The following is a 12,412-nucleotide window of genomic DNA, read 5'->3' on the forward strand; positions in this document are numbered from 1 at the left end:
TCATAATTCAATTTTTATCTTTAATTTATCAATTTATCCTATACCAAATAATTCGTTTATACTTTAATTCTATCATTCGAAAACAAATTTTTTATATAACAAATTATATGTTATATTCGAATTGAGATATTTTGCATTATTAATTATTAAAAATGATTGGAGGAATTATTTTTAATAACACCAAGTCTCTTTTAAAAAGCTTTACTATTATTTTATTCTCATTGATTATGGCACTGAGCGGATTACTTACTTTTTCAACACCAAACCAAGCACAAGCTGCAAGCAAAGCATCTCTAAAAGTAAAAGTCAGCAATACTGAAGTTCCTGCGAATGCTGAACAACAAGCTGAATCACAATTCTCCAGCTACGCGCAAGCACTATCTCAAATTGACAAATCAGGTACAAATGGAGAATATAAATTAGGTAAACCGTTTAAAATTTATAAATTTAATGGACAAGAAGACGGCAACTATTACTTCCCTGTATTACAAGGTGAACATATTAAATATGTATTGACTGTCACTCCTAAAAATGAAAATGATGTCAATGCAGATAAAAATAGTGCAAATTACAGTGTGCGTATTTCTAAATTTATCGCAGACTCATTAAACCAATATCGTCAGGCAAATACACCAATCACTATATTTACAAATAAAGATGGTTACTTTGCAGAACACAATCATAAAATTGAAATGATTAAGCAAACAAAATTAGCTGATGATAAAACTGCACCAAGTACACCGGCTGCCCCTAAAATGCAAATGAATAAAACAGTAGATGCTTCACAACCAATTTCTCAACAAAGAAGTGTCGCTACAAAATATGTCAACACATTACCTCACTTCCAAATTCGTGAAACTCAAGGCAATAATGGCTGGTGCGCAGGATTCACGATGGCCGCATTATTAAATGCTACTAAAAACACTAACCAATATAGAGCACAAGATATTATGAGAACGATCCATCCTGGTTTATCAGGACAACGATTCCAATTTACAGGTCTAACACCTGATGAAATGATTCAATATGGTCGTTCACAAGGCAAAAACCCAACTTATTATAACAGTATGCCAAGTTATGATATGGTAGACCAATATACATCAGATAATAAGGGTATAGCTATACTAAGCGAAAGAGTAGAGTCAACTAATGGATTACATGGCCGTCATGCAATGGCTGTAGTAGGAAATGCTGTACTCGCAAACAATCAAAAAGTAATTGTATTTTGGAACCCATGGGATAGTGATGTATCATTACAACCAGTAGATAGTAACATCATTCCAGTTTCAGACGGTTCTCACTTTAGATGGTTTGCATCTATCCCTGGTTACTAAACTGGTTATTGAAAAGGAATGACTTGTAATATGGAAAAAATAAACTTTAATGTGAAATATCTCGAATCTTTATCAAAAGCAGCAGAAGAATTATTGAATCACTTTAAAGGCGAATGGATCAGCCAAGATGATTCGCTTTCAGTTAATATACGTATACTTTATGCAGCACCTAGCGACTTAGAAGATATTTATGATATCAAAACAATAAGCACTACGGATAACGAATTAAATCTGTCACAAACTTCATCTCAAGATTTTGTAGTTTGTTTAAAAAAGAAGGATTTACAACATATCATTTATGAAGTTATGAATATTGAAGGTATCGGAAGTTCTAAGCCTTATTTATTAGAAAAAGGATAACCCCACTTTTTTCTAATACCAAAAGCCTCTCTCACCTATACAATGAAGTTAAAATACCGGCAGGAGCATGAATTGAATTCATGCACTGCCGGTATTATTTTATATCAATTAAAAAATTCCAATAAAAAAACGCCGTGTATTCAGACACGGCGCTAAACAAAGGGGATGGGAGAAATTTTTCACTTCAAACAAAGGGGTATGTTTGTTATGTGATTAATTTCATGGTCATAATATACCATGCAGAAACCCCCTTTTCAAGACGGTTGTATTATGAAAACGTTTTTGTCACAAACTTGTCATATTGTAAACGATTTCACAATGTTTAAGCTTTGATTAATTTTTCAAATTCGTCTAATTTTCTTTCAAAAGTTTGACACGCTTGTTCAATTGGTTCAGGTGATTTCATATCTACACCTGCATTTTTAAGAATTTCAATTGGATAATTTGAGCTGCCTTTTTTCAAGAATTCATTAATATAACGTTTAACTGCAGGTTCCCCTTCATTTAAGATTTGATAACTTAAACTTTGTGCTGCACTATAACCTGTAGCATATTGATATACATAGTAATTCATATAGAAATGAGGAATACGTGACCACTCTTTACTGATATCTTCATCAGTATCTACAATATCGCCAAAGTATTCTCGATTAAGTTTCGCATATTCTTCATTCATTCTATTAGCAGTCAATGGTTCTCCTGCTTCTTCGATTTGATGAATTTTATGTTCGAATTCTGCAAACATTGTTTGGCGGAATAAAGTAGCACGGAAACGTTCTAATTCTTGGTTCAATAATAATAAACGGCGTTCATCATCTAAATGTTTTTCCATATAATCACTTAGTAATGCTTCGTTTGTAGTAGAAGCTACTTCTGCAACAAAGATAGAATAATCACTATGATTAGATGGTTGATTTTTTCTGCTGAAATAACTGTGAGCAGAATGACCAAATTCATGAATTAACGTGAATAAATCAGATACAGTGTCTGACCAATTTAATAAGATGAATGGATTAGTCAAATGAGCTCCAGATGAATAACCGCCTGAACGTTTACCTTTATTTTCATAAACATCTACCCAGCGATTGTTCAGCCCTTCTTTAACCACTTCTAAGTATTCATCACCCATTGGTTCTAACGCTTTTAACATCCACTCTACCGCTTCATCATAAGGCATTTCAAATTTAATATCTTTTACTAGCGGTGTATATAAGTCATACATTTTCATATCATCTAAACCTAATACTTCTTTACGCAAAGCAGTATAGCGATGAAGTAAAGGAAGATATTTATGAACTGTTTTAACTAAGTTATCATATACTTCTTCAGGAATATGGTTGTTGCTTAACGCTTGTTCACGTGCAGTTTTATAATTGTGTGTACGTGCATTGAATACATGTTTTTTCACTTCGCCTGTTAACGTAGCAGCTAAAGTATTATTATATGCACCATATGCTTTGTATAAGTTACGGAATGCAGAACGGCGTAATTCACGATCATCAGATTCAAGATATTTAATAAATGTACCTTGAGTAAGCGGATGTTTATTTCCATCTTTATCCACTGCATCTTCAAATTCTAAATCCGCATTACTGAACATGCCATAAACATTGCTTGGCGTAGATAATGCATCTTGTGCTTCTGTTAATAATTTTTCTTTATCCGCACTTAAAATATGTGGACGTTGTTCATTGATTAATTTCAAATCAAAAGCATAACGTTCTAAATCTTCATTTTCCTCAATGAATGATTGGATTTTATCTTCATCGATTTGTAGAATTTCTGGCACAAGGAAACTCCAGCTAGAACTTAATTTAATTGCTAATTGGTGGGCACGAGCTTCATACCCTGTATATTTGTCGTTGCCTGTATCTTGGTCTTGTTTAAGATGAGCATATACATAAACTTTCTCTAATTCTGTTTCGATTTTATCTTCTAATGCAAGTGCATCATATAATGTTTCTGCACTATCAGCTAAATGGCCTTTATATTTTTCTTCAGCACCTAAATAGCCTTCAACATCTTTGAAAGCTTTCTCGAACGCTTCATCACTCTCAAAAATAGTTGTTAAATCCCAAGTGTACTCAGGATGTTTTTGTTCTTGTTGTTCTCTTGTCAATTGTTGACCCATATTCAAAAAGCCTCCTTGAATAATTAAAAATAGTAATAACTTAATTTTCTCATTTATCCCGCTAATTTGCACGTCATTACAACTACGCCCACCTTATTTATTAGAATTTACTGATATCTTTAATTAATCCTCACTGCTAAAAATAGAACAATAAATAAAAGCACCTTAAACTTTCAATTCACATCTGAAATTTGTTTTATTTATAACTAAAAAACCCCTAAAACCGAATTTTTCACACTCGATTTTAGGAGTTCAATATATTATAGAAAGATTTTATCTATATCAAATTAAATTTCTTCAGTGTCAGTAAAGAAACGACGAACTTGAGCTGTAACATTATGGCTCATAATGATTTTAGCGTAATCATTCAAGTACACTTCTGATCTGTCGCTTGGTTGTGTAAATTCAAGTAATTGACTATAGAAGTCGTTAATTACTTCTTCACCTACATTATCATCAAAGTGAATAGCATAGTAGTATTCATTATTCAGCATATATAATAAATCTTCAAAGTCGTCAGTAGGTTGGTTGCTGTGATGAGCATAATCAATTACTGATTCTAAATCTTCAAATTTTACAATTACTAAACGTCCATTTGTATGACGTGCACGTTTAGAATGATCAGAAGTATGTGATTTTCTTTGTTGTTGATTTGCTTGTGCGCTTTCTTCATTATCATCTTCAAATGATTGCTCTAGTAATTCATTTAATTGTCGATCGAATTCATTATTCATATTGTCATCAGCCATATTCATCATTTCTTCATTTTTTGATTTAGAAATGACAACTTCCACGCCTTTTTCAAAAGCATGAACTTGAATCCATAATGGCCCTTCAACTACAAAGTCTTCTTCTTCATTGATTTCTTCCATCATTGACCAGAAGAATTCTTCTCCACGTTGACGGTTTGTCCATAAATCTTCTCTTTTGAAGCCTCTTGATTCAATATCACCATACGTTATGAAAAGTTTAACTGTTGTGTCATCTACGCGCTCTATTCTCATATCATCTCACTCCTTACAGTCGATGAATAGCAAAACTAGACTTTAGAGAAACTTCCTAGAGTCTAGGTATGGTCTACTTTTTCGACAACCTAGAATAGTACCCATATTGTATTAAAACGGTATGCAAATTACAATTTATTTGTTTATAAGTTATCTAATGAAGAGTGACGTACCGTTGACTTATTATACTAACATATTACCCTGTAATACTCTATGAAAACGGTTTGCATTTTAAAATCATAAAAAGCCACAGCACAACTGTACTGCAGCTCCTTACATGGTAATTTAGTTAGAACTTGCTTCTTATAAGTCCACCATTCGTTGTGCTTCTTGTAATTGGAACGTACGCACTTTTCTTGGTAAGAAACGACGAATTTCGTCTTCGTTATAACCAACTTGCAAACGTTTTTCATCTAAGATAATTGGACGACGTAATAATCCTGGATTATCTTGAATGATTGTGTATAATTCTTGCAATGGTAAAGAGTCGATATCGACGTTTAATTTTTGATATGTTTTAGAACGAGTTGAGATAATCTCATCTGTTCCGTCTTCTGTCATTTTTAAAATTTGTTTAATTTCATCAATTGTTAAATGTTCTGAAAAAATGTTACGCTCCGTATACGGAATGTCATGTTCTTGTAACCATGCTTTCGCTTTACGGCAAGATGTGCAGCTTGGTGATGTGAATAGTGTTACCATACATCTCACTCTCCTATTATCATGAATTAAATTCATTGATTTTAAATGAATTGGTTAAGAAAATCATTCTAAATTTAAACGTAGTGCTTGTTTATGTTAAGTTAAGTATACTTATCATTTATCTTGACTATACGCTACAAATTTCTCTTTCTCTTAACTCTATATCTGAATTATACCCTCTCTACATTAAAATTAAATGAGAATCGGGAAATTATTTATAGAAAATTTCAAACACATCGACTATTTGATCAATTTGCTCATAGTCTGCTTTAAAATCCAAGCAGTGAGACATGTAAAAAACTGTCTATGTATATATTTTAACACACCTTACAAACAATGAAAATACTGGTATAATGAAATAAATATCATAATCTACATAGAAAGCGGGCATCAAAAATGGAAACTCTATTTTCAGGAATCCAACCAAGCGGAATTCCGACTTTAGGAAATTACATCGGTGCATTAAAACAATTCAGCGAAGTTCAAGATGACTATAATTGTTTCTTCTGCATCGTAGACCAACATGCGATTACAGTCCCTCAAGATAGACTTAAATTACGCGAACGTACGCGTCAATTAGCAGCAATTTATTTAGCTTCTGGTATTGATCCGGAAAAATCTACATTATTTATTCAATCTGAAGTTCCTGCACATGTTCAAGCAGGTTGGATGCTAACGACAATTTCTTCTGTTGGTGAATTAGAAAGAATGACACAATTTAAAGATAAGTCTCAAAAACAAACAGAAGGTATTCCAGCCGGGTTGTTGACTTACCCACCATTAATGGCAGCAGATATTGTGTTATATAATACAAATATTGTTCCTGTCGGTGAAGACCAAAAGCAACATTTAGAATTAACACGTAATTTAGTGGATCGTTTTAATAGCCGTTATAACGATATCCTAATCAAGCCAGAAGTACGCATGCCAAAAATAGGCGGACGTGTAATGAGCTTGCAAGATCCAACTAAAAAGATGAGTAAAAGTGATGACAATGCTAAAAACTTCATCTCTTTATTAGATAATCCAAATACAGCAGCTAAAAAAATCAGAAGTGCTGTAACAGACTCAGATGGAATTATTAAATATGATAAAGATAATAAACCAGGTATCAGTAATTTATTAAGTATCTACTCTAGCCTGACAGACGAATCTATTGCTGATTTAGAAACACGTTATGAAGGTGAAGGTTACGGTAAATTCAAAGGAGATCTAGCAGAAGTTGTTAAGCAATTCCTTACTGATTTCCAAGAACGCTACGAAAGCTATTATCACTCTGAAAAATTAGACGACATTTTAGATCTTGGACGCGACAAAGCTATCAAAGCTTCTGAACGTACTTTAGAAAAGATGGAACGTGCTATGGGATTAGGACGTAAACGCAGAAAATAACATACTAAACACTGAAATGCATCCTGAATTTTTAGGGTGCATTTTTTAATCTTACAATTATTTTTAAATTACACAATTTTATATTTATGCAGTAATGAAAACGTTGTATAATAAAATTACAACATAGAATCGGAGTGAGACATCTTGAAATTACATCCTTTTAGAATTCTTTTATACATCGCGCTAATCTTATATTTACTTTTTAACTTATTCGTAGCTTATCACGCTATCGTAAACTACACTTTGTTTTATCATTTGTAATATTTGCGGGTATTTTAATTAAAAATCTATATCATGGCGGTCATTTTCACTTCAGTAATAAAAAAACAACTGAAAAATCCGCTTCTCAAACACTAAGATCTATCCAAAACTCAGATGCTTTTTGGATTATCACGAGCCTGATATTATATGTTGAAACAATGCTGCTCGCAGTAATTCATCATTAACAACTGCAAATTAAATAATAGAGTCCTCTATTAAGCAATCGCTGAAAATGCGGAATGTTAATAGAGGACTTTTATTTTTATTGATAAATTCGACTGCCTTGCTCTATAAAGTCATGTGCTTTTTCTTTCATCGCTTCTTGTCTTTCTTTTTCATCAAAATGATTTTGACGTAAATCATGTGAAATGCGCATTGAACAGAATTTAGGACCGCACATACTGCAGAAATGAGCAACTTTAGCAGACTCTTTCGGCAATGTCTCATCATGGTATTCACGTGCACGTTCAGGATCTAACGATAGATTAAATTGATCAATCCATCTGAATTCAAAACGAGCTTTACTAATTGCATCATCTCGTTCTGCTGCACCAGGAAGTCCTTTTGCTAAATCAGCAGCATGCGCTGCAATTTTATAAGTAATCACACCTTCTCTAACATCGTCTTTATTAGGTAATCCAAGATGTTCTTTAGGCGTAACGTAACAAAGCATTGCTGTACCATGACTCGCAATTTGAGCTGCCCCGATTGCTGAAGTAATATGGTCATACGCTGGTGCAATATCTGTTGTGAGTGGTCCTAATGTATAAAACGGTGCTTCCTTACAATAAAAATCAGCTAAATACTGATTTTCTTTAATTTTATGCATTGGAATATGTCCTGGGCCTTCTATCATTACTTGTACATCATGTTCCCAAGCAATGTCTGTTAATTCTCCTAATGTTTTCAATTCAGCAATCTGACTTTCATCATTCGCGTCATAAATAGAACCTGGTCGCAACCCATCTCCTAAAGAGACTGCAATATCATAACGATTCAAGATCTCACAAATATCACTGAAATGCTCATATAAAAAACTTTCTTCATGATGTGCAAGGCACCATTGCGCCATGATAGAACCTCCACGCGAAACAATTCCTGTTAAACGATCAACTGTTAATGGAACGTACTGTAATAAAACACCTGCATGAATGGTGAAGTAATCTACACCTTGTTCTGCTTGTTCAATCAGTGTATCTCTATAAATTTCCCAAGTCAGATCTTCAGCGACACCATTCACTTTTTCTAAAGCCTGATAAATCGGAACTGTACCGACAGGTACGGGTGAATTTCTTAATAAATATTCTCGTGTCGCATGAATATTTTTTCCTGTAGATAAATCCATGATTGTATCTGCACCCCAATGTGTTGCCCATACCAATTTTTCAATCTCTGCTTCAATAGATGAAGACACAGCAGAATTTCCGATATTCGCATTGATTTTAACTTGGAAATTTTTTCCAATAATCATTGGTTCTGACTCAGGATGATTGACATTATTAGGAATAATAGCACGTCCACGGGCAATTTCATCACGAACGTATTCAGGTTCAACACCTTCACGTAGTGCTACGAATTTCATTTCTTTTGTAATTAGACCCTGTCTTGCATAATGCATTTGTGTAACTCGCTTACCATTTTGAGCACGTTTAGGCTGATATTTAAATGGTGTTTCAACAAATTTTTTATGACCTTCTTTTTTAAATCCATTATCGATTGATTGCACTCTGCGACCTTCATAACTTTCAACATCATCACGCGAAAGAATCCACTTTGAACGTATATCTGGAATACCGCGTTGTACATCTACTTCATATTCTTCTTCATGATATGGACCTGCAGTATCATAAACCACAAAAGGTTCATTAACTTGTGTATCATATTCAGTCACAGTATCACTTAATTCGATTTCTCTAAAAGGAACACGTATATCATCTTCCTCACCTTGTTTAAAAATTCTGCGACTTGCTAGGAATCCTTTTTTCAATTCAATTTCATCTTGTTTCATTAAAAATAGCCTCCTCAAATCAATGCTAGGAGACGCATTTGCCGAAAAACACATAATAAAAATAAAAACGCATTCATTTAATTTATGAATGCGTAGAAAAGAATCTATTTTTATAACTTCGAAAAAATTATGTAACGACTAGCCTAATACAGACTATACATATTTTCGAATTCAAATTTCTCTTATCATGTTTACACGCTTCCCTACGCTAGTGCTAACTAGATCAGGTTCAAAGGGTTGATAATATATCTTTCAGCCTATACGGCACCCCTAGCAATGAATATTTAATTTACAAATTTATATTAACATTCATTATTTTAATGTTCAAGTCAAAATCTAAAATGAAATACAATTAATATCATTCGATTTTTTTAGTAGTTGCAATTTTTATTTTGAATTCACTGGTGCCAATTCTCTGACTGTATTCATTCTTAATTTATGGCTTTGAACAGGCATGTGCAGCATCCATTCATCAATTAAACCGCTTCTGTTAATCTCATTCAATGTATTTATTACTTCTTCTTTGCTACCACTGATAATTTTCATTTTTTTCTCAACTACTTCAAAACTTTTTTCTGACTCACTACGATATTCATCCACTTGTTGTTTCGTATTTAATACAATTCTGCTGCCGTCTTCAAATGTTAATTCATAATGTCTTTGTGAAAATCTGAAAGGTAGCTTTTGATTTCCATCTGCTGTAACCACAGCAGGTATCGATACGATGAATCGCCCTTTTGGATAACGTGATTTATATGCTTTTAACGCTTTTTCCAACTCTGACAAATCAGAGTTGATGAAATATGCATAGACAATACCTGTTTGTGCTTCTGCTGCTTGAATTGCGGAATGTTCACTTGTTCCTAACAAGTATACTGGCACAGGTCCGTCTGTTTCATCACGATGTGCAGTACGAATTCCTTCATATTCACTATGACCAGTATATGTTTGAGTGTTCAACTGGTTTAAAAGTGAGAACTTTTCATCAAAATGCTTTAATGGTTTTTGTAGTTCCTCTTGTAATAAATCAACAACTTTTGGGTATCCGCCGGGTGCTTTACCTACTGCTAAATCCACACGTTGATCTGATAGTTTATCCATTAAATGAAATTGTTCAATTACTTTTAAAGGATGATAGTGCTGCAACATAACGCCTCCAGAACCAATCCTCATTTGTTTTGTATGATCAAGCAAATACATAATCAATATTTCTGGAGAAGTTCCTACCACATCTTTAAGATTATGATGTTCAGATAGAAAATAACGTGTATAACCTGACTGATCTGCAAGTTGTGCTAATTCTAACGTATGATTCAAAGCTTCTGTAACAGTTTGTCCTTTATTAATTGGTGTTTGATCTAAAATACTTATCGGCAACATTATATCCACCCCAATCTATTTCTTTTCTTAAATGCTAGATTTATTTGTTTTTAAAGTCAATTTAATAGTTTTCTCTCTAAAAAAACACACAGCCGTATAGACTGTGTGCATTATTATATAAATTTCTTTTTGAAGTGAATTTCTCCCATTAAATCTCACTTTATTGATCTTTCTTTTTCTTTCCTGTTTCTCTATCGATGCTCTTATCGATATAAGCATGTTTAAGTGTAGTTTCTCCGCCAATTTCATGATATACAATACCTTTCAATTGAGGGTTACGAAGACTTGCTGCACCTTGTTGATAAATTGGTGCTACTGGCGCCTCACTTAACATAAACTCTTCAGCATCTTTTAGTTTATTGATACGTTCATCAGGCTTTTTCAATAATGATCCGTTTGCTTCTTTCAACATATTATCATATTTTTTACTGCCCCAGCCTGTGTTATTTTGGGCATTGCCTGTTGTCATAGTATCTAAATAAGTCATCGGGTCCGGATAGTCTGGTCCCCAACCTGATAGAGACATTGAATAATTCATTGTTAATTCTGCAGTTACACGTTGTTTAAACGGTAATTGTTTGATATTTACAGTTACTCCTGGCAGATTTTTCTCAATTTGTGATTTGATAAATTGTGCTGAAATTTTAGAACTTGGAGTATCTTCAGTGTTCAGTGTAAATGTAAACTGATCTTTGCCTAAAGCTTTTTTCGCTTTATCAAGATGTGCTTTTGCCTCTGATTTATTAAATTTCAATGGAGATTTTACTAAATCAGCATAATCTTTACCATCTGGAAGGATATCTGTCTTTTTAGAAGTAAAACCATCAAATGGTTTCGAGCCATCTCCTAATACATTATCAACATATGCTTTTTTATCAATTGATTGTGCAATTGCATAGCGCATATCTTTATTTTTGAATTCAGGTTGTTCTTTTTCGTTCATCTTTAAGAAGAATGTAGAAGCTTTTAAGCGTTTAAATAGTGCTGGACTATCTTTATATTTATCAACTTGTTCAGATGTAATACCAGCATTATCTACTGAACCTGTATCATATAAAGATGCACCTGCTTGTTGGTCTTTCAAAATTTTGAAATTGATTTTATCTAACTTAACAGCTTTTTTATCCCAATACTTCGGATTCTTTTTCATCAAAATTTTGTCTTCAACTTTCCAATCTGTCAGTTCAAATGGACCATTGTATACTGCTTTATCAGCTGTCGTTCCATATTGTTTGCCGTATTTTTTCGCAACTTTTTCATTTTGCGGCATATATGTACCGAATGCTAACATTTGGTTGAAGTATGGTAACGGCTTGTTCAGTTTAATCTGTACTGTATATTTGTCTAACGCTTTTGCACCCAATTTATTAACAGGCATTTTACCTTCATTAATTTTTTGTGCATTTTTAATATCATACATGATATATGCATATTCAGAAGCTGTTTTAGGATCTAATGCCTTACGCCAAGCATACACGAAATCGTTGGCAGTAACTGGATCACCGTTTGACCATTTTGCATTTTTACGCATTTTGATTGTTAATGTTTTACCGCCATCACTTTTCTTAGGCATTCCTTTAGCAATTGCTGGAACAGCTTGGTCTTTTTTGTCTAAAGAATATAGACCTTCGTAAACTTGATTATAAACATTGAACGAAACTGTATCTGTTGCAAGAACAGTGTCTAATGTACTCATATCTTGTGATAATACTGAACGATACACTTGTCCTTTCCCATCATAAATACCGCCGCCTTGGCTGCACCCGCTTAAAACTAACGCTGCAATTCCAAGCATTAAGGCGAATGAAATTAATTTTTTCTTCATAATGCTTCTCCCCCT

General features: G+C 33.4%; 9 protein-coding genes and 1 riboswitch. Of the genes, 3 read left to right on the forward strand and 6 right to left on the reverse strand.

What is annotated here, in order from left to right; all coding sequences use genetic code 11:
- Positions 1-152 precede the first annotated feature (152 nt).
- Both A4G25_RS04920 and A4G25_RS04925 read left to right on the forward strand, forming a co-directional pair.
- Positions 153-1,334 carry a C47 family peptidase gene (locus tag A4G25_RS04920; protein ID WP_047131683.1) on the forward strand — a complete coding sequence of 394 codons (1,182 nt, stop codon included), beginning with the start codon at positions 153-155 and terminating at the stop codon, positions 1,332-1,334.
- A 30-nt stretch (positions 1,335-1,364) separates the two neighbouring features.
- Positions 1,365-1,694 carry a cysteine protease inhibitor staphostatin B gene (locus A4G25_RS04925; RefSeq protein WP_047131682.1) on the forward strand — a complete coding sequence of 110 codons (330 nt, stop codon included), beginning with the start codon at positions 1,365-1,367 and terminating at the stop codon, positions 1,692-1,694.
- Between the two features lie 322 nt (positions 1,695-2,016).
- Here the strand turns inward: A4G25_RS04925 and pepF are convergent, their stop codons facing one another.
- The 3 genes from pepF to spxA form a co-directional block, all read right to left on the reverse strand.
- Complete coding sequence (gene pepF, locus A4G25_RS04930; RefSeq protein WP_047131681.1) at positions 2,017-3,825, reverse strand: oligoendopeptidase F; 1,809 nt, start codon at positions 3,823-3,825, stop codon at positions 2,017-2,019.
- 287 nt (positions 3,826-4,112) lie between these two features.
- Positions 4,113-4,829 carry an adaptor protein MecA gene (gene mecA / locus A4G25_RS04935; RefSeq protein ID WP_047131680.1) on the reverse strand — a complete coding sequence of 239 codons (717 nt, stop codon included), beginning with the start codon at positions 4,827-4,829 and terminating at the stop codon, positions 4,113-4,115.
- A 303-nt stretch (positions 4,830-5,132) separates the two neighbouring features.
- Entirely contained in the window at positions 5,133-5,531 is a 399-nt protein-coding gene (spxA, locus tag A4G25_RS04940) for a transcriptional regulator SpxA (protein ID WP_002481951.1), read from the reverse strand.
- A 396-nt stretch (positions 5,532-5,927) separates the two neighbouring features.
- On the opposite strand from spxA, the gene trpS reads away from it, so the two are divergent.
- On the forward strand, positions 5,928-6,923 hold the full coding sequence (gene trpS / locus A4G25_RS04945; RefSeq protein WP_047131679.1) for a tryptophan--tRNA ligase: 996 nt from the start codon (positions 5,928-5,930) through the stop codon (positions 6,921-6,923).
- A gap of 523 nt (positions 6,924-7,446) precedes the next feature.
- Here trpS and thiC read toward each other — a convergent pair.
- From thiC to A4G25_RS04960, 3 genes are all read right to left on the reverse strand, one after another.
- The gene (gene thiC / locus A4G25_RS04950; RefSeq protein WP_047131678.1) at positions 7,447-9,192 is read right to left on the reverse strand and encodes a phosphomethylpyrimidine synthase ThiC; all 1,746 of its coding nucleotides are present in this window, start codon (positions 9,190-9,192) and stop codon (positions 7,447-7,449) included.
- Positions 9,193-9,375: 183 nt separating this feature from the next.
- Positions 9,376-9,474: riboswitch (TPP riboswitch) on the reverse strand.
- 105 nt (positions 9,475-9,579) lie between these two features.
- Positions 9,580-10,572, reverse strand: coding sequence for an MsnO8 family LLM class oxidoreductase (locus A4G25_RS04955; protein ID WP_047131677.1), 993 nt, complete (start codon positions 10,570-10,572; stop codon positions 9,580-9,582).
- Between the two features lie 160 nt (positions 10,573-10,732).
- Positions 10,733-12,397, reverse strand: coding sequence for a peptide ABC transporter substrate-binding protein (locus A4G25_RS04960; RefSeq protein ID WP_047131676.1), 1,665 nt, complete (start codon positions 12,395-12,397; stop codon positions 10,733-10,735).
- Positions 12,398-12,412: the final 15 nt, after the last annotated feature.

Origin of the sequence: Staphylococcus condimenti (genome assembly GCF_001618885.1) — a bacterium.
Classification (GTDB): domain Bacteria; phylum Bacillota; class Bacilli; order Staphylococcales; family Staphylococcaceae; genus Staphylococcus; species Staphylococcus condimenti.

Excerpts from the sequence above, each read along its gene's own strand:
- thiC (WP_047131678.1), bottom strand. The coding sequence starts at position 9,192 with ATGAAACAAGATGAAATTGAATTGAAAAAAGGATTCCTAGCAAGTCGC.
- A4G25_RS04920 (WP_047131683.1), top strand. The coding sequence starts at position 153 with ATGATTGGAGGAATTATTTTTAATAACACCAAGTCTCTTTTAAAAAGC.
- pepF (WP_047131681.1), bottom strand. The coding sequence starts at position 3,825 with ATGGGTCAACAATTGACAAGAGAACAACAAGAACAAAAACATCCTGAG.
- A4G25_RS04960 (WP_047131676.1), bottom strand. The coding sequence starts at position 12,397 with ATGAAGAAAAAATTAATTTCATTCGCCTTAATGCTTGGAATTGCAGCG.
- spxA (WP_002481951.1), bottom strand. The coding sequence starts at position 5,531 with ATGGTAACACTATTCACATCACCAAGCTGCACATCTTGCCGTAAAGCG.
- A4G25_RS04955 (WP_047131677.1), bottom strand. The coding sequence starts at position 10,572 with ATGTTGCCGATAAGTATTTTAGATCAAACACCAATTAATAAAGGACAA.
- mecA (WP_047131680.1), bottom strand. The coding sequence starts at position 4,829 with ATGAGAATAGAGCGCGTAGATGACACAACAGTTAAACTTTTCATAACG.
- trpS (WP_047131679.1), top strand. The coding sequence starts at position 5,928 with ATGGAAACTCTATTTTCAGGAATCCAACCAAGCGGAATTCCGACTTTA.
- A4G25_RS04925 (WP_047131682.1), top strand. The coding sequence starts at position 1,365 with ATGGAAAAAATAAACTTTAATGTGAAATATCTCGAATCTTTATCAAAA.